Origin of the sequence: Citricoccus zhacaiensis (genome assembly GCF_014645315.1) — a bacterium.
GTDB classification, from domain to species: Bacteria; Actinomycetota; Actinomycetes; order Actinomycetales; family Micrococcaceae; genus Citricoccus; species Citricoccus zhacaiensis.
Genome location: NZ_BMLQ01000002.1, coordinates 48,604 through 66,762 on the forward strand (window position 1 = coordinate 48,604; position 18,159 = coordinate 66,762).

An 18,159-nucleotide genomic window follows, 5' to 3' on the forward strand; every position below is an offset into this window, starting at 1 on the left:
GGAATGGGCCGGACAGTGCCTTAAGGCGATTCGACGGGGACGACGCCGGCCGGTCACGCCACGCGGGTCCCGCGCGGCAGGCGGGCGGCCGGGGCCACGATCCGCTGGCGGCCCCACGCGAACAGGGCGGCGGCCACGGCGACCTGGATGCCCAGTCCGAGCGGCCAGACGGGGGTGCCCTCGGAGTCCTCGTCCTGCTGGCCTTGGTCCATCAGTTGGCCGTTGGCACACTCCACGTTCGTCTCCGGCGGCTGCTGCAGGTAGCGCACCCCGGTGGAGATCGAGGTCATGATGCCATCGGGCGCCCAGGTCTCGGGGTCGTCGGGATCATAGGGCGGCTTCTCCGGATGCGGCACGGCATCCGCCACCACCACGAACGGGTTGGCGGCCAGCATCCAGTACGTGGACCGCGTGTCCAGGGTCTCCTGGGGGACCATCGGCCCGGCGCACCGCAGTGGTTCCCACTCCGCCGCGTCGTACTCGGTCTCCTCGTCGACGAGCGGCTGCTCGTCCGGGTACACCGCCTGGTTGGCCGGCACGGTGGTCATGGTCAATGGGGCGGTCAGGGCGAAGCCGATCAGCGTACCCAGGGAGAACAAGGCCACCAGCAGGTAGGTGGCCACCACCGCGAACAGGGTCCTGGAGACGATGGCGGAGACCGCGGTACCGAGGGCGCAGATGACCCCGAACTCCACGGCCACCATCAGGACGAAGACCACGAGCCCCGGGACGTCCAGCCCGCCCAGCACCACGGCCAGGATGATGTACGGCAGGGCGGCCACCAGGAAGCCGAGCGCGGCGATCCAGGAGGCCAGCCATTTGCCGGTGAGCAGTTGGCCCGGGGTGGCCAGCGTGACCTGAACGACCGCCAGGGTGCCACCGGCGCGGTCCCCGCTGACGGTGCTCGCGGACATGGCCGGGGCCACCAGCAGCCCGAAGAAGAGCACGAAGCCGACCACGGCCTCGAACACGAAGCGGCCCGGGCTGAAGAACAGGTCGTCGCCGGCCAGGGTGTTGTAGCTGGCCACCGAACCCCAGGTGACCAGGCCGATGACCACGAACCAGACGGCCAGCATGACGTACCAGCTGCGGGTGCGCAGCCGCTGGCGCAGTTCCATCTGGATGACGTTGCCGAGGGCTGCTCCCCAGCCGAGCCGCCCCGCCGATCGGACGGCCGACTCCTGCTTGGTGTCCATTGTCATCACTGGATCCCCCTTCCATCCGGGCGCATGCCCGGCCGATGTGCGGCACCGGCCCGGCCGGCGTCGGGCCCGGGGAGCGACGCCGGCCCCTCTGCCGGGCGGCGGCGGTCCAGTTCGAGGTAGGCAGCCTCCAGACGCGAGGTGCCGGGGGTGAAGGACAGCACCCGGACGCCGTCACCCACGAGGGTGGCGAGCATGTCAGCGGCCTCGCTGGCGGAGGCCACCTCCACGCTGACCGAGTCCCGCCGCTTGCCCTCGGTGCGGTAGGCGATGGAGTAGTGCTCCAGGGCCGCGTGCAGGGAGCCCGGATCGAGAGCGGTGATGAGGAAGCGGCCCCCGGCGGCCCCCTCCTGGCTGAGGTCCTCGACCCGGACGGTGACTCCGGACTGGATGAAGACGGCCAGGTCCGCCATCTCGTCCAGCTCGGAGAGCACATGGGAGGAGACCAGGATGGTCTTGCCGGCGGCGGCCATCTGCTTGAGGTCGTCCCGGAGCCGGATCCGGGAGCCCGGATCCAGGCCGGAGGCGGGCTCGTCCAGCAGCAGCACCTGGGGATCGTGGAGGATGGCCCGGGCCAGGGACAGCCGTTGCTGCTGCCCGCGGGAGAGCACCCGGGCCGGCTGGTCCGCCAGCGTGGACAGCTCCTGCCACTCCAGCAGCTCCGCCGCGCGGGACCGCACCCGGTCCCGGTCCATCCCGTAGAACCGGCCCATGGTCACGAGGATCTCGCGGGCCGTCAGCGATTCCCACACCCCGAGCGTGTCCGGCATCCAGCCGGTGTTCCGGCGGACCGCGGCCGGATGGACCAAGGGATCGAAGCCGGCGATCGTGACGGAGCCGGCGTCGGGCTTCAACAGGGACGCCAGCACCAGCATGAGGGTGGTCTTCCCCGAGCCATTGGGGCCCACCAGCGCCGTGATGGCCCCGGCCGGCGCCGTGAGGTCCACGCCCTGCAGGGCATTGACGGGCCCGAAGCTGCGCGTCACCGAGTCCACGGTGATGCCCGGCGCCGCGTCCGAGGACGCAGGGACCGGGGCCTCTCCGGAGTCGTCGGTTCGGGTGTCGGTAGTCATGGGCCCATCGTCCGGCACGGTCCATCCCACGGCAAGGACGGGCAGGCGGAATGGAGTCCGGACCACACGCGCAGAGCAGTCAGACACCACCGCGGCGTTACCCTTCTGTGACTTCGGCGGTCATGGGTGGGGCCCGAACGCCGCCTCCACCTAGACTGAACAGCAGTCCCTTTGCCAGTCCGCTGACAGCGGTACGTCAACCCACTCTGAGGTCCTTGCATGAGCCTGATCGTCCAGAAGTACGGCGGATCCTCCGTCGCCGATGCCGAAGGGATCCTGCGCGTGGCCAGACGCGTGGTGGAGACCCAGCAGGCCGGCCACCAGGTGGTGGTGGTGGTCTCCGCGATGGGGGACACCACCGATGAGCTGCTGGACCTCTCCGAGCAGATCAACCAAGAGCCACCGGCCCGCGAGATGGACATCCTGCTCTCCGCGGGCGAGCGCATCTCCATGTCCCTGCTGGCCATGGGCATCCACTCGCAGGGCGCCACCGCCCAGTCCTTCACGGGCTCCCAGGCCGGCATGTTCACGGACAGCCTGCACGGAGACGCCCGGATCATCGACGTCTCCCCCAACCGCGTGAAGGACGCCGTGGATGCCGGCGACATCGCGATCGTGGCCGGCTTCCAGGGCATGAGCCGTGAGTCCCGGGACATCACCACCATGGGCCGCGGCGGCTCGGACACCACGGCCGTGGCGCTGGCCGCCGCACTGAACGCGGACGTCTGCGAGATCTACTCGGACGTGGACGGCGTCTACACCGCGGACCCGCGCGTGGTCCCCTCGGCGCGGAAGATCGACGAGATCTCCTCCGAGGACATGCTGGAGATGGCCGCGGCCGGCTCCAAGATCCTGCACCTGCGCTGCGTGGAGTACGCCCGCCGCTTCGGCGTGCTGCTGCACGTGCGCTCCTCCTTCTCCCACAACGAAGGCACCTGGGTGCGTCCCAATCCTGACGACACCATCAAACTTGAGGAAGGCGAACCCATGGAACAGCCGATCGTTGCCGGCGTTGCCCACGACCGCTCCGAGGCCAAGGTCACCGTCTACGGCGTCCCGGACTTCCCGGGCAAGGCCGCTGAGGTGTTCAACGTGGTCGCCACGGCCGGCGTGAACATCGACATGATCGTGCAGAACGTCCCCCGCGTGGAGACCGGACGCACGGACATCTCCTTCACCCTGCCGATCACCGACGGCAAGACGGCCATGGCCGCCCTGGACGCTGCCCGGGAGGAGATCGGCTTCGAGGACGCCATCCTCAACCCGCACGTCGGTAAGCTCTCCGTGATCGGCGGCGGCATGCGCTCCAACCCGGGCGTCTCCGCCACCTTCTTCGACGCCCTGAAGCTGGCTGGCGTGAACATCGAGATGATCACCACCTCGGAGATCCGCATCTCCATCATCACCCGCGAGGACATGCTGGACACCGCCGTGCGCGCCGTCCACCAGGCCTTCGGCCTCGACGCAGACGAGGAAGCCACCGTCTACGGCGGCACCGGCCGCTGAGCCAGCGGTAGGGTCGGCCCTCGAGCCGGCCCCCGAGAACCCACTACACACAAAGCCCGACGCCGGCCGCGCATCTCGCGCGGCCGACGTCGGGCTTGGTGTTTTTGCTCTCTGTTGGCTAGCCGCCCGTCACCTCATCAGCGCGGGACAGCAGGGCTGCCACCTCGCCGCGGGTGATCTGGTGACCCGGACGGTAGTTGCCGTCCTCATAGCCGGTGGAGATTCCTTCCTCCGCCATCCAGACGATCGCCTCGTGGTGCGCGCTGGATTCCGGAACGTCCGGGAAGCCCTCACCCTCCACGGTGCCGGGCTCCGGCCCGACCGTGCGGAAGACGAAGGAGGCGAACTCACCGCGCGTCACCTCATCGAACTGGCGGAACGTGCCGTCCTCGTACCCGGTGGTGATCTCCTCGGCGTTCGCCCACGAGATCGCGTCGAAGAAGGTGCTGGACTCCGGGACGTCCGGGAACTCAGCCGGATCCGTCACCGTGGGTGAATCCATGTAGCGGTACAGGAACGCCACGGACTCGCCACGGGCGATGTCCCGGTGCTTCTGGTACGTGTTGTTCTCGTAACCCGTGGTGATGCCATCACACTGCATCCAGCGCACGTAGTCGTAGTACTGGCTGCCGGGGGCGTTGTCCGTGAAGTCCTCGGCCTCGCAGTCGGCCGGGCCCTCTCCCACGGTCACGGTGACCGTGGACCGGGTGCCGGGTGCCCACTCGATGGCGCCCTTCCAGGTGCCCGGGGTCAGACCCTGCCACTCGACGGCGACCGGCTCGGCCTGACCGTTCTCCACGGCCAACGGGTCCGGAGTGACGGTCAGGTTGCCGGAATCGCCCTCAAGAACCACGGTCTCCATGGTGGCGGCCGCCGAGGCACCGCCCGGTGAGGAGTACAGGTTCGAGACGGCCAAGTACTCCCCCGGGACGGGGTCGAGCAGGACCAACTCCTCGGAACCGGAGGCGGTGGCCTCCTGGATGACAGCGCCCTCCGGAGTGATGACGAACAGGTCCCAATCGGACTCGCCGTCACCCGCATTGAGCGACCACGTCACGGAAGTGGCACCCTCGGGGACCACGGTCTCGGTGACGTGGTTGGAGGCATTCTCCGCGCCAGCCAGGTCTCCGGGGACCTTGGAGAACTCATCGGTCACGGCCAGGCCGAGGCCTTCGATGACCGGCTCCAGGGTGTCCGTGACGCCGGGCTCGAGCTCGGACTCCACAGCACCGCTGGCGCCCTCACCCGTGATGGCGTCTTCGGCCAGCACGTCCACCGAGCGCACGGCCACCGGGGAGGTGACGGCGGCGGCACCCGGACGGGTCCAGGTGAAGGAACCCTGGCCCCACTCGTCTGCGGGGGCATCCGTGCGGGTCAGCGTGATCTTCACCTCTTCGGACTCGCCGGCGGACAGGGACAGGGTGGACGGCGAGGCCGTCACCTCGTAGCCGGGTACCGAACCGCTGGCGGCCCAGGTCCCGGTCTCGGTGGCCGTGACGGTGCGGGTCACGGTGGCCGAACCCAGCAGGTCGTTCACCGCGATCGATGCCACGTTGATGTCCCGGCCGGTGGTCTCACCCAGGATGAGGGCGTCCCACTGGCGGGCGTCGGCCTCGTAGACCAACCCCGGCTCCACCATCGCCGCCGGGTCGGCCGAGCCGGCACCGGTGGCGAAGTTGTCCGCGCTGGCCGAGCCATCGGCGTTCAGGACGTCACCGGCAGTGGTCATCATGGCCGACTTGATGGCCATCGGAGACCAGTCCGGCTTCTCCGCGCTCATGAGCGCGGCCATGCCGGCCAGGTTCGGGGCGGCCATGGAGGTGCCGGACATCAGCCCGTAGGAGTCACCGTTGTACATCGGGTCGAGCGGGGAGACACCGGCCAGGACGTTGACGCCCGGGGCGGCGACGTCCGGCTTGAGCAGCTCGGAGTCCACCGCGGTGGACGGACCACGCGAGGAGAACCCGGCGATCTGGGGCACGGGGACCGGATCCAGGTCCGTGGTGTCCCCGACCACGAGGGTCGCCGGCTGGTCAGTGGAGGCGACGAGCTCCTTGATGGACTCGTCCGAGGTGTGCACGGTGGGAACCGCATGAAGGTCCGCATCCTCGGAGCCGCCGCCGATGTTCACCAGCACCATACCCACGCCGCCGGCCTGGGCGACCGCGACCGATTTGGCTGCGCGGTCGACCTCCCCACGGTCACAGACCACGATCTTGCCGGCGGCAGTGGCCGGGTCCAGGGATCCGGGTGCGCACAGCTGGACGTCACCGGTCTGCTGGCCGGCGAGTTCGACCTCACTGGCCAGCACGATCTCCGCCGGTCCCACACCCTCGGGCATGGAAGAGACCCCGCGGAACTTTGCCCCGTCCGGGAACTCCACGGTGCCGGACAGTTCATTGGAGAACGTCGAGGCAGCCACGGAGGTCAGCCACGGTGCGGAGTGATTCACCGTCTGGGCGACCGGACCGGAGTTGCCGGCGGAGGCCGAGACGAAGATCCCGGCTTCGGCGGCAGACTTGAAGGCCAGCGAGACGGGATCCACCACGGAGTTGTTCGATCCGGAGATCGAGTAGTTCAACACGTCGACGCCGTCGATGATGGCCTGCTCGATGGCCGCCACGGAGGCGGTGCCGTAGCAGCCGCCCGTATCAGGGTTGTCATCCTCCCAGCAGATCTTGTAGACGGAGACGGCCGCCGCGGGTGCCACGCCGGAGCCCTCGCCATAGGAGTGGCCGCCGTTGAAGACCTGGTCAACCCCGTTGTTGCCCGCAGCCGTGGTGGCGGTGTGGGTGCCGTGCGAGGCGATGTCGAGCGGGGACAGCCGCTCCCGGGGGTCGCGATTCGCCTCGGGAACGAAGGCTTCGAAGTCCTCGGAGTAGTAGCGGGCGGAGAGCACCTTGGAGTTGCACTCCTCACCGGAGAAGTCCTCGCCGGCCTCGCAGTCGCCGCTGAAGGTGGTGCCGTCAGCCTTGAGCATGGCGATGCGCCCGGCGGAGTCCAGGTATGGCTCCCCGACCTGAGGCTCACCGGAGAGTGCCGGGACCGGTTCCCCTGCGAGCATCTCCTGATCGGGGTAGTAGCCGGTGTCGATCACACCGACCACGACGCCTTTGCCGGCGGCTTCCAGCCCACCGTACTGGTTGTTCCAGGCTCCCTGCGGGCCAGGCAGGCCGAGGAACTCGGTGGACGAGTAGTCCGGTGCGTATTCCTGAACCTCGGAGACGCCCAGGACGCGTTCATCCTTGGACAGCTCGCGCGCCTGCTCTGCGGTGAGGTCGGAGACGAAGGCGTTGAGGGCCGTGGTGAAGTGCTTGTCCACGGACAGCGACTCTGAGGCAGCGACCTCCAGCTGGCCCGCGGTGAGGTGCCGATCGTACTTCTGGGCTGCTGCGGATTCCGCCTCGAAAGTGCCGTCCGTGGCGGCCGTGGCCGGGAAGCCGTCCGTGCCGCCCTGGTAGGTGGCCACCGGATCCTCCTTGAGGATCACGAAGTAGCGGCCGTCCTTGTACTCCGCGCCAGCCTGCAGCGCCTGGTCGATCGAGGGATACGAGCCGCCGCCGGACGGGGCCGCCACGGCCGGCATGGCCGCGAGCGGCGTGGCCAGCAGGCCGATCCCCGCCAATGTGGCAGTCAGTGCCCGGCGTCGCCGAGCTGTTTTGGGGTTCCTGGACATGAACCTCGCCTTTCCTCACCAAGGTGCGAACCGGGCACGGGTGTGCCCGGCGAGTGATCTCCGTGGTTGCTGCACGAGGCTGCCGCGGTGTTCGGCCGAGACGGGCACGAGTCGGTGCGAAAGCCATTGTGAGAGCGGTGCGAGTGATGCGAACCACAGAGGTGGGATGACGGCAACTTACCCGAGCCGCACGGTCAACGGAAGTCCTGAAACAGACCTTTTACACGCGGATGGCTCACCTCCTGCCCGGTCCGTCGCCTCACCTGCGCGGATCCGCCGGGAACCGTACGCTGGTGGGGTGCCCGGTTCCCTCTCCACCCGCTCCGCCGACCCATTGACCACTGGTGGGCTCCGGGTGCTGTCCGTGGACCGGTGGCAGGCCACCGCTGCGGCCCACCGCCAGCGCATCGCTGCCTACACGGAGCCGCTGAAGGACCTGCATTCCCGCGGTGTGCGGCACCCGGTCCACGACTTCCTGTTCTCCTACTATTCACTCACCCCGGGCGCCCTCGAGCGCTGGCACCCGGGGGCCGGCGTCGTGCTGGCTGCGCCGGCCCGGCCTCACGACGACGGCCACGCGGCTCCCGCGGGCGGGCCCGGCTCCGGGGGCGGAGGGAAGTTCTACCGGTGGGTGGAGCCCTGCCCGGGGCTGCCCGACGGCGGCTGGACCGTGGATGTGCCCGCGTTTGCCGCACGCCGCGCCGCGATGATCGAGTTCGCCGGGCGCATCCTCGGCCTGACGGCACAGCGCCCGGCCCGGCTGGCCTGCTTCGGCCTGCACGAATGGGCCATGGCCTACCGATCCGAGGTCCACGGGATCCGCCACTCCACCGTGCCACTGCGCCTGGGCTCGGACGGCACGAACCGGGTGGTCGAGGACCACCGGATCGCCTGCTCGCACTTCGACGCCTTCCGCTTCTACGCACCCGAAGCGGTGGGACTGAACCAGCTGCAGCCCACGCGCGAGACGCAGGTGGACCTGGAGCAGCCCGGGTGTCTGCACGCCAACATGGATGTCTACAAGTGGGCCTACAAGCTGTTGCCGGCGGTCAGCTCGGACCTGGTGGCAGACTGCTTCGAACTCGCCTGGCGCATCCGGACCATGGACATGCGGGCCTCCCCCTACGAGCTGACCGACTGGGGGCTGGAGCCGATCCGGATCGAGACCACCGAGGGCCGTGCCGAGTATGTGCGCCTGCAGCGCGGTTTCGCCGCAGAGGCCAATGTGCTGCGCGGCCGGCTGCTGGCGGAACTGGACACCGTGCGGGCCCTGGGCGCCGAAGCGGGCACGCCGTGATCGGCGCCCTGCTCGCCCTCGGGTGCTGGCTGCTGTACCGCAAGATGTGGCGGACCGAACCACGCCGGCTGCGCACCGCCGTCGTACTGCTGGTGGGGGCCTGGTTCGCGTGGGGTGCCGTGGTGGAGGTCATCGGGTACTTCTCCCCCGAGGTGCAGGCGCTGATCGGCCTGGTGCTCCTGGCGCTGCCGTTCTCCGTGCTCGTGCTGGCAGGATTCCTCATCCGCAACGGGGTCCAGATGGTGCGGCGAGAGGGCCGGAGTCTGGGCAACCTGCTCTCGATGCTGGCCGGGCTCGCCCTGCTGGCGCTGCCCGTGGCAGCTTTCCTCTTGGTCGCGACACTGCACCCCGTCGGCATCGGCGCCGCGGCGTTGGCCTTCTTCGTCTCAGCCCAGGTCGGGCTGTCCTTCGTGACATTCCTGGTGTTTACGGTCCTGTACGCCCGGCGGGAGCCACGCCCGGGGGCGGATGCCGTGGTGGTGCTGGGCTCCGGGCTCGTCCACGGGAAGGTGACTCCGTTGCTGGCTTCCCGACTGGACCGGGGGCGGCAGGCCTGGCAGGCCCAGCGGGCCGCCCTGCCGATGATCCCCTCCGGCGGGCAGGGCTCGGACGAGCCGCGCCCGGAGGCGGCCGCCATGGCCGACTACCTCGTGGACCACGGCGTGCCGCCGGAGCTGGTCCTGCCGGAGGAGCGCTCGCGCACCACGGAGGAGAACCTGCGCTTCTCGAGGGAGATCGCCGACGGCGCGTTACCGCAGGACGCCAGGCCCGGACACTTGCTGGTGGCCACGAACGAGTATCACGCACCGAGGGCGGCCCTGCTCTCCCGGCGGATCGGCGTGGACGCGGACGTGGTGGGTGGCAGCACGGCCGGCTATTACGTCCCCAGTGCCTACCTGCGCGAGTTCCTGGCCGTCATGGTGATGAACAAGCGCACCCAGATCCTGCTGGCCATACCGGGGCTTCTGCTCTCGGCGGGCCTCACCACGCTGATGGTGATGTATCAACTCAACGCCGGGCCGTAGCGGTGTTCCGGCCGGCCACGGGCTCCGTAGCGCAGCCCGAGGTTGATTTGCCCCGTCTGGGCCAGATGTGAGAGGTACCGCTGGGCGGTGGCCCGCGAGATCCCGACGGCTTCGGCCACCTCCATCACGGTGAGGTCCCCCGTGGCCGCGGTGACGGCCTCCAACACGGATTGCTCGGTGGTCGCCGCGGCCGAGGCCGGAGCCTGCTCGGACTCCACCAGCAGCACCCTGCGTGCCCGGTCGATCGCCACCTGGTCATGGGTGCCGCCCGCCAGGAGCCGGCGGTACCGGGCATAGGCCCGTAGACGGTCCGCGAGCGCCTTCTCGGCGAAGGGTTTCACCAGGTAGGCCAGGGCACCCCGCCGCAGGGCCGTCCGTACCGACTCGCCCTCCCCGGAGGCACTGAGCACGAAGGCGTCCACGTCCAGCACGCTCAGCAGCTCCAGCCCGGAGACGTGGGGCAGGTAGAGGTCCAGCAGCACCAGGTCCGGCCGGGCCTCCGCCACGGTGCGGGCCACCACGCGGGCGTCGTTCACGGGCGGCAGCGCCGTGAAGCCGGGCACTGCGTCCACATAGGCGGCGTGCATGGACGCCACCCGGAAGTCGTCGTCCACCACGAGGACCGTCAGGTCCGTGGAGTTCTCCGTCATCTCTCGCCCTCCATCGATGTGCTCAGGACCCCGGGGATGCGCGCGCAGAACACCGCTCCTGAGAGTCCCGTTCCCGCCTCGTCCAGGCCCCCAGGGTCCGCCACCCACACGTCCCCGCCCCGCTGGCGTGCCAGCCGCCGCGCCAGGGACAGGCCGACGCCGTGCCCGTGTGCCTCATGTTCCCCGCCCTCCCGGGTGGTGGCGCCCGGGGCGAAGACGTCCAGGCCCGCCGGCACCCCGCCGCCGGAGTCGGCGACCGCCAGGTGCAGGGTGTCCCCCTCCCCCAGCAGGTCGACCTCGACCCACGGGACGGCGGACGCTCGACCGGCCGTACCGGCGGTGCCAGCCCGGCCAGCCAGGTCAGCAGCGCCGGCCGGGCCGGCATCGTGGCCCTCCGGCCCGCGCCCTTCCAGCGCCGCGCGCACGGCGTTGTCCACCAGGTTGCCGAGCACCGCCGTCGCATCCTGAGGGTCCACCACGGTCTGCCAGAAGGACGTCTCCGGTCCCACCCGCAGTTCCACGCCGAGCTCGTGGGCCTGCACGCCCTTGGCGCCCACGAAGGCGCGTAAGAACGTGTCCTGCACGGCGTCGATCCGGGGCACGGGATCCTTCACGGGGCCGGACTCGATGACCTGGTGCAGGAACTCCTGGGCCGCTTCCAACTGGCCGGCCGCCAACAGGCCGGAGAGGGCATGGAGCCGATTGGCGAACTCGTGCCGCTGGGCGCGCAGGGCCGAGGCCATGGTCTCCACGGCATCCAACCGGCTGCCGAGTGCCTCCACCGCCGTGGTGTCCTTCAGCATGACCACTCCGCCCAGGTCCACGCCGTCCCGGTGCACAGGCACCACGGAGGCGATCATCGAGGATTCGCCCACGGCCAGCCGCAGTCCGGTGGCCGAGGAGCCGGACTGCAGGGCTCCAGTGACCGCCTCCGTCAGCGCGCCCGGCAGGCCGGACTCGTCATAGCGGCGGCCGACCACGTCGCCCGGTTCAGACCGGTGCGGCAGGCCCAACAGCATGCGGGCCGCCTTGTTGCGGACCGTGATGATCCCCTCCGGACTGACGCCGATCACCCCGTCCTGCACCCCGTAGAGCACGGCAGCCTGGTCCCGCGCGGAGGCAGCGATCTCATCCGGTTCCAGCCCCAGGGTCAGGCGCCGGAGCCGGCGTTTGAGGTACATGGCGGACAGCAGGGCGAGGCCGAGCCCCACCACCCCGACGACGGCCACGGAAACCGCGGCCTGGCGCACGTCCGCGGCGACGGCGGCCACCCCCACGCCCACGCTGATCTCTCCCACCACGCGCTCTCCGTCGCCGGACCAGACGGGCACCTTGGCCCGCACCGATTCACCCAGGGTGCCGCGTTCGGTCGAGGTATCTTCCACCCCGCGCAGCGCCACCGGATCGGTGCTGACCCGCTGGCCGATGAGGTCGGGGTTGGGGTGGACCAGCCGCAGCCCGCGGTCCTCGGTGGCGATGACGAACAGGGCTCCGGTCCGCTCGCGCACCCCCTCGAGGGTGGCCTGCAGGGGCCCGTCGGCGAGCTGCACCGGGTCCAGGGTCTCGAGCTCCGCCTGGTCGGCGACCAGCTCACGGACGTCCGGGATGGAGGCGACGGACCGGGCGATGCCGAGGGCTTGCTGTTCGGCCTGGTCGTGGATGCGCTGGGCCGTCAACCACACGATGGCCAGCAGGCAGATCACCAGCGTGCCGGCCACGGCGGCCAGCACCAGGGCCGTCATGCGCCCGGAGAAGGTTCCCCGAACGGGCCGCTGCTCATCCATGCCCGTCAGTCTAGGGTCCGGCGGCTCGCGGAAGACGCGGCGGACCGCGGTGAGCACAATGCACACAATGCGCCGAACGGGTTCTTCGCCCACTTGCGAGCACAACCGCTTTCCGTGGTCCGGGTCACCGTAGGGTGACTGCAATCTGCGGGCCTCCGTGGTCCCCGTCACGCGTCCCGGTGAAAGCCGGCACCCCTCTCGAACCAGGAGAACCCATGCTCGTCCTGCTGGGCTTCGCGATGGTGGCCACCTTCATGGTCCTCATCATGACGAAGCGGATGACGCCCTTGTTGGCTCTGATTCTCGTCCCCACGATCTTCGGCCTGTTCACCGGCGCCGGACTCGGCCTGGGGGACATGATCCTCGAGGCCGTCGGCCAGATGGCCCCCACCGCCGCGCTGCTGATGTTCGCCATCGCCTATTTCGGCATCATGATCGACGTCGGCCTCTTCGACAAGCTGGTCAACTGGATCGTCCGCGTGGTCGGCCACGACCCGGCCAAGGTGGTCATGGGCACGGCCCTGCTGACCGCCGTCATCTCCCTCGACGGGGACGGGTCCACCACCTTCATCGTGGTCACCGCCGCCCTGCTGCCGGTCTACCACCGCCTGGGTCTGAGCCCCGTGGTGTTGACCTGCGTGGCCGGCCTGACCAACGGCACCCTGAACATCGTCCCCTGGGGCGGCCCCACCGTCCGCGCGGCTGCCGCCCTGAACGTGGACGCCGGCGAGATCTTCGTGCCCATGATCCCCTCTCTGCTCGTGGGCCTCGCCGTGGTCTTCGTCTTCGCCTGGTTCCTGGGCGTCGCCGAGCGCCGCCGCTTGCGCCGCGAGGATCCGGCCCGCTGGGGCCGTCCGGAGCAGAGGTTCGACGCCGGCTCCGTCACCTTCGGCGGTCAGGGCACCACCGACAGTGGTACCGGTGACGGAGCCGATGACGCCGCCGCCGGTGAGGGTTCAGGCGGTGCCGGCAGCAGAACGGGTGGCTCGCGCCCCTCCGGCGATCCCGTGCCCAGCGGGACGCCGGGCACCTCCGGGGCCCCGGCCGGCGTCGGGCTCCTGGAACGCACCGAGACTGTCGATTCCCCTGCAGGGCCGGACATGTCCGATACCGCGTTGGACCCGAACCGGGACACCCTGCGGCCCAAGCTGTTCGTGTTCAACCTCGTGCTCACCGTGGCCATCATGGTGCTGCTGATCGCGGACATCGTGCCGCTGTCCTACCTGTTCATGATCGGCACCGCGATCGCGCTGCTGGTGAACTTCCCGAACGTCAAGAAGCAGGCCGAGGTTCTGGGCAACCACTCCTCCTCGATCGTCGCCGTGGTCTCCATGGTGTTCGCCGCCGCCGTGCTGACCGGGGTGCTGACCGGAACCGGCATGGTGGACGCGATGTCCACCTGGCTCGTGGACGTCATCCCGGACTCGATGGGCCCGATCCTCGCGGTGCTCACCGGCCTGATCTCCATCCCGGCCACGTTCTTCATGAGCAATGACGCCTTCTACTTCGGCATCCTGCCCGTGCTGGCCGAGACCGGCGCGCACTACGGGATCCCGGCCGTGGATATGGCGCGGGCCTCCATCACCGGCCAGCCCGTGCACATGCAGTCCCCGCTCGTGCCGGCGATCCTGCTGCTGGTCTCCATGGCCAAAGTGGACCTGGGCGACCACCACAAGAAGGTGCTCTGGCGCGCCTGCATCGTCTCGCTGGTCATGCTGGCCTCGGGTGTCCTCTTCGGGGTCATCGGCATCTACAACTGACGGCCCACCCCGCCCCAACCCAACCCAACCCACCCAACCGTTGAGTCTGGAGGGATTCACGCCCAGACGGGCGAAATCTGTGAATCCCTCCAGGCTCAACGTGGGGCTGCGGAAACCTCACCGTCGCGGTAGAACCAGGTGCCCTGGCGGCGCACGAAGCGCGAGGTCTCGTGCTGGGTGTGCCGGCCCGCCGGCGTCCGGAAGTGGGCGGTGAAGGTGACCGTGCCGGCGTCGTCGAAAGGGCCGCCGCCGGACGTGGACTCGACGTCCAAGCGCAGCCAGTGGACATCGTCGCCGGACTCGTCTGCCGGCCCGTCCAGGGCCAGCTGCGCCGGCCGGGTCTCAGGTGCCCACGTCGCCAACAGATAGGCCTCGGCCTCCGCCAACTCCCCCGTGGCAGCGAGCGCGAACGCCGCGTACCGCGAGCGCATCAGGGCCTCGGCGGTGGGGGCGGCCAGGGTGCCGTCCGCGGCGAACCTCCCGTGCAGGCGACCGCAACAGGCGCCGTAGACGTCACCGCCGCCGCAGGGGCACCGGCGCTCTGCGGAGGCTTGGCCGGCGGCGTGATCTGCGGGCGGGTTCTCGGACGTGTTCATCGTTTCAGCGTAGGCGGATCGGGCCGGCCGGTCACGGCTAGACTGAGTCAAGCCCTCACGCATACCACCGGGAGTCCTCCATGCCCACGATCGTCGTCGACGTCATGCCCAAACCCGAGATCCTTGACCCGCAGGGCAAGGCCATCGCCGGAGCCCTGCCCCGCCTCGGTTTCACCGGATTCGCATCGGTCCGCCAAGGCCGCCGCTTCGAACTGACCGTGGACGGCGAGGTCACCGAAGACGTCCTCGCCCAGGCCCGGAAGGCCGCTGAAGAACTGCTGTCCAACCCGGTCATCGAGGACGTGGTCAACGTCGCCGTGCTGACCGAGTCGGCCCAGAACGAGAGCCAGAGCGCCTGATGACCGCGCAGAATACCGAGCTGCCGCTCATCGGTGACTACTCCACGGCCGGGCCCGTCCTCACCGGCGCGCGCATCGGCGTGGTGACCTTCCCCGGCACCCTCGATGACCGGGACGCCGCCCGCGCCGTGCGCCTGGCCGGCGGCGAAGCCGTGCCCCTGTGGCACGCCGAGCCCGACGGCGCGGCGGCCCTGTCCTCACTGGACGCCGTGATCATCCCCGGCGGCTTCTCCTACGGCGACTACCTGCGCGCCGGGGCCATCGCCCGCTTCGCCCCCCTGATGGACGCCATCATCGCCGCCGCCGGAGGCACGGCCGGGAACGACGCCGGCCTGGGCGGCTCGGCCGCCGGCCTGCCGGTACTCGGCATCTGCAACGGCTTCCAGATCCTCACCGAGTCGCACCTGCTGCCCGGCTCGATGATCAAGAACGAGAGCCTCAAGTTCCTTTGCCAGGACCAGGTGCTGCGCGTGGAGAACAATGCGACCGCCTGGACCCGGGAGTTCTCCGCCGGTGAGGAGATCACCGTGCCGCTGAAGAACCAGGACGGCCAGTACGTGGCCGATGAGAAGACCCTGGACCGCCTCGAGGGCGAGGGCCTGGTGACCTTCCGCTACGTCGGCGGCAACCCCAACGGCTCCCGCCGGGACATCGCCGGCATCACCAATGCCGCCGGCAACGTGGTGGGCCTCATGCCGCACCCGGAGCACGCCGTGGAGCCCGGCTTCGGCCCGGACTCCGCCGCGGGCATGCGCCTGGGCACGGACGGGCTCGGCATCTTCACGTCCGTGGTGGCATCGATCGCAGGAGGCGCCCAGTGACCACTGGTACCCAGAACACCCCGCCGGCAGACACTCGGCAGTTCAACATCGACACGGTGGAGCACGCCGCCACCACCCCGGACATCGAGCTGCCCTGGGCCGAGCTCGGGCTGAAGCAGAACGAGTTCGAGGAGGTCGTGAAGATCCTCGGCCGCCGGCCCACCGCCGCCGAACTGGCCATGTACTCCGTCATGTGGTCCGAGCACTGCTCCTACAAGTCCACCAAGGTGCACCTGCGCCAGTTCGGCGAGAAGCTCACCGAGGACATGAAGAAGGACCTGATGGTCGGCATCGGCGAGAACGCCGGTGTGACGAACCTCGGCGATGGCTGGGCCGTGACCTTCAAGATCGAATCCCACAACTCGCCCTCCTTCGTGGAGCCCTACCAGGGTGCGGCCACCGGCATCGGCGGCATCGTCCGGGACATCATCTCCATGGGCGCCCGCCCGGTGGCCGTCATGGATCCGCTGCGCTTCGGGGCCATCGACCATGAGGACTCCCAGCGCGTGGTGCATGGCGTGGTCGCCGGGATCGGCGGTTACGGCAACTCCCTGGGTCTGCCGAACATCGGCGGCGAGACCGTGTTCGACCCGATCTACCAGGGCAACCCGCTCGTCAACGCCCTCGCGGTGGGCGTGCTCCGCCATGAGGACCTGCGCCTGGCCAACGCCTCCGGCGTCGGCAACAAGATCGTGCTGTTCGGCGCCCGCACCGGCGGCGACGGGATCGGCGGCGCCTCCGTGCTGGCCTCCGAGTCCTTTGACGACACCAAGCCCTCCAAGCGCCCCGCCGTGCAGGTGGGCGACCCGTTCGCGGAGAAGGTGCTCATCGAGTGCTGCCTCGAGCTGTTCAAGAACTCCCTGGTGGAGGGCATCCAGGACCTCGGCGCCGCCGGGATCTCCTGCGCCACCTCTGAGCTGGCCTCCAACGGCGAGGGCGGCATGCAGGTCGAGCTGACCGACGTGCTGCTCCGGGACCCCACCCTGACCCCGGGTGAGATCCTCATGTCCGAGTCCCAGGAACGCATGATGGCCGTGGTAAACCCGGCCAACGTGGAGGCCTTCGAGGCCGTCATGGCCACGTGGGGAGTCGAGTACTCCTGGCTCGGCGAGGTCACGGACACCAACCGCCTCATCATCACGTGGGACGGCGAGACCATCGTGGACGTGGACCCGAAGACCGTGGCCCATGACGGCCCGGTCTACGATCGCCCGTACCACCGCCCGGCCGGGCAGGACGCCCTGGAGGCCGACCGCTTCCGCGACTCGGCAGCGGGAGCCGACCTGCCGGCGTCGGGCGATGCGCTCCGCGCCACGGTCCTGGAGCTGATGGCCAGCCCGAACATGTGTGACAAGTCCTGGATCACCAGCCAGTACGACCGCTACGTGGGCGGCAACACCGCCCTGGCGGCCCCGGATGACGCCGGCGTGGTCCGGGTGGACGAGGAGACCGGGCTCGGGGTGGCCGTGGCCACCGACGCCAACGGCCGCTACGCCTTCCTGGACCCCTACGCCGGCGCGCAGCTCGCCCTGGCGGAGTCCTACCGTAATGTGGCCACCTCCGGCGCCATCCCGATGGCCGTCTCGGACTGCCTGAACTACGGCTCCCCCGAGGACCCCGAGGTCATGTGGCAGCTCGCGGAGGGCATCCGGGGCCTCTCGGACGCCTGCCTCGAGCTCGGCATCCCCGTGACCGGTGGCAACGTCTCCCTGTACAACCAGACCGGCGCCAATCCGATCCACCCGACCCCCGTGGTGGCCACGCTCGGCAAGTTCGATGACGTGGGCCGGCGCACCCCCTCCGGCTTCCACGCGGAGGCGGACGGCCAGGCCGTGTACCTCATGGGCGTGACCCGGGACGAGCTGGACGGCTCCGAGTTCGCGAACCTGCGCGGGCACCTGGGCGGCGTGCCGCCGCAGGTGGACCTGGCCGCGGAGAAGCTGCTCGGCGAGCTGCTGATCAACGCCTCGCGGGACGGCATGATCGACGCCGCCCACGACCTCTCCGAGGGCGGGCTCGCCGCTGCGCTGTCCGAGATGGTGCTGCGCTTCGGCGTCGGCGCGAGGGTCTCACTCGACGAGATCCAAGGCCGTGACGGCGTGGACGCCTTCACCGCCCTGTTCTCCGAGTCGCAGGCCCGCGCCCTCGTGGCCGTGCCGCGCACCGAGGAGGTCCGGTTCAAGGACATGACCACGGCCCGCCGCTTCCCGGTGGCCCGCATCGGCGTGGTGGACGTGGCCTCCGGCGCCCTTGAGGTGCAGGACCAGTTCACCCTGCCGATCGAGGAGCTCCGCGCCGCTTGGGCCGGCACCATGCCGAAGTACTTCGGCTGACCTGACCGCGCCAGAACACCCGCCCGACGCCGGCGCCCACCCTGGGTGCCGGCGTCGGGCATTTCTGTGGTGCCGGC

At 69.9% G+C, this 18,159-nt stretch carries 13 protein-coding genes; 7 read left to right on the top strand and 6 right to left on the bottom strand.

Going from position 1 to position 18,159, the window contains the following annotated elements:
• Nucleotides 1-53 precede the first annotated feature (53 nt).
• The gene (locus IEX49_RS03670) at nucleotides 54-1,202 is read right to left on the bottom strand and encodes an ABC transporter permease (protein WP_188804337.1); all 1,149 of its coding nucleotides are present in this window, start codon (nucleotides 1,200-1,202) and stop codon (nucleotides 54-56) included.
• Complete coding sequence (locus tag IEX49_RS03675; RefSeq protein ID WP_188804339.1) at nucleotides 1,202-2,275, bottom strand: ABC transporter ATP-binding protein; 1,074 nt, start codon at nucleotides 2,273-2,275, stop codon at nucleotides 1,202-1,204. The genes IEX49_RS03670 and IEX49_RS03675 overlap by 1 nt, the downstream gene beginning before the upstream one ends.
• 219 nt (nucleotides 2,276-2,494) lie before the next feature.
• Between IEX49_RS03675 and IEX49_RS03680 the strand changes: the two genes are divergently transcribed.
• Nucleotides 2,495-3,781, top strand: coding sequence for an aspartate kinase (locus tag IEX49_RS03680; protein WP_188804341.1), 1,287 nt, complete (start codon nucleotides 2,495-2,497; stop codon nucleotides 3,779-3,781).
• Between the two features lie 118 nt (nucleotides 3,782-3,899).
• On the opposite strand, the gene IEX49_RS03685 is transcribed toward IEX49_RS03680, so the two are convergent.
• Nucleotides 3,900-7,457: a S8 family serine peptidase gene (locus IEX49_RS03685; RefSeq protein ID WP_188804343.1), complete on the bottom strand. Its 3,558-nt coding sequence runs from the start codon at nucleotides 7,455-7,457 to the stop codon at nucleotides 3,900-3,902.
• Between the two features lie 298 nt (nucleotides 7,458-7,755).
• On the opposite strand from IEX49_RS03685, the gene IEX49_RS03690 reads away from it, so the two are divergent.
• Nucleotides 7,756-8,754 (top strand): 3-methyladenine DNA glycosylase, encoded by a 999-nt coding sequence (locus tag IEX49_RS03690; protein WP_373286673.1) that lies wholly within the window; start codon nucleotides 7,756-7,758, stop codon nucleotides 8,752-8,754.
• A complete protein-coding gene (locus tag IEX49_RS03695) occupies nucleotides 8,751-9,779 on the top strand; it encodes a YdcF family protein (RefSeq protein ID WP_229672204.1) in 1,029 nt (342 codons plus the stop codon). The genes IEX49_RS03690 and IEX49_RS03695 overlap by 4 nt, the downstream gene beginning before the upstream one ends.
• Here IEX49_RS03695 and IEX49_RS03700 read toward each other — a convergent pair.
• Nucleotides 9,758-10,429 (bottom strand): response regulator, encoded by a 672-nt coding sequence (locus tag IEX49_RS03700; RefSeq protein WP_188804345.1) that lies wholly within the window; start codon nucleotides 10,427-10,429, stop codon nucleotides 9,758-9,760. The two genes, IEX49_RS03695 and IEX49_RS03700, sit on opposite strands and share 22 nt — an antisense overlap.
• Nucleotides 10,426-12,213 carry a sensor histidine kinase gene (locus IEX49_RS03705; protein WP_188804347.1) on the bottom strand — a complete coding sequence of 596 codons (1,788 nt, stop codon included), beginning with the start codon at nucleotides 12,211-12,213 and terminating at the stop codon, nucleotides 10,426-10,428. The genes IEX49_RS03700 and IEX49_RS03705 overlap by 4 nt, the downstream gene beginning before the upstream one ends.
• Nucleotides 12,214-12,428: 215 nt before the next feature.
• Between IEX49_RS03705 and IEX49_RS03710 the strand changes: the two genes are divergently transcribed.
• The gene (locus IEX49_RS03710) at nucleotides 12,429-13,973 is read left to right on the top strand and encodes a CitMHS family transporter (protein WP_188804348.1); all 1,545 of its coding nucleotides are present in this window, start codon (nucleotides 12,429-12,431) and stop codon (nucleotides 13,971-13,973) included.
• Between the two features lie 95 nt (nucleotides 13,974-14,068).
• On the opposite strand, the gene IEX49_RS03715 is transcribed toward IEX49_RS03710, so the two are convergent.
• Nucleotides 14,069-14,569: a YchJ family protein gene (locus IEX49_RS03715; protein WP_188804350.1), complete on the bottom strand. Its 501-nt coding sequence runs from the start codon at nucleotides 14,567-14,569 to the stop codon at nucleotides 14,069-14,071.
• An 80-nt stretch (nucleotides 14,570-14,649) separates the two neighbouring features.
• Here IEX49_RS03715 and purS point away from each other — a divergent pair, with 80 nt between their 5' ends.
• The 3 genes from purS to purL are packed head-to-tail and all read left to right on the top strand — an operon-like array spanning nucleotide 14,650 to nucleotide 18,082.
• Nucleotides 14,650-14,928 carry a phosphoribosylformylglycinamidine synthase subunit PurS gene (gene purS, locus IEX49_RS03720; RefSeq protein ID WP_188804352.1) on the top strand — a complete coding sequence of 93 codons (279 nt, stop codon included), beginning with the start codon at nucleotides 14,650-14,652 and terminating at the stop codon, nucleotides 14,926-14,928.
• Nucleotides 14,928-15,749, top strand: coding sequence for a phosphoribosylformylglycinamidine synthase subunit PurQ (gene purQ, locus IEX49_RS03725; protein WP_188804354.1), 822 nt, complete (start codon nucleotides 14,928-14,930; stop codon nucleotides 15,747-15,749). The genes purS and purQ overlap by 1 nt, the downstream gene beginning before the upstream one ends.
• Nucleotides 15,746-18,082, top strand: a complete 2,337-nt coding sequence (purL, locus tag IEX49_RS03730; protein WP_188804356.1) for a phosphoribosylformylglycinamidine synthase subunit PurL — start codon at nucleotides 15,746-15,748, stop codon at nucleotides 18,080-18,082. The genes purQ and purL overlap by 4 nt, the downstream gene beginning before the upstream one ends.
• Nucleotides 18,083-18,159 lie beyond the last annotated feature (77 nt).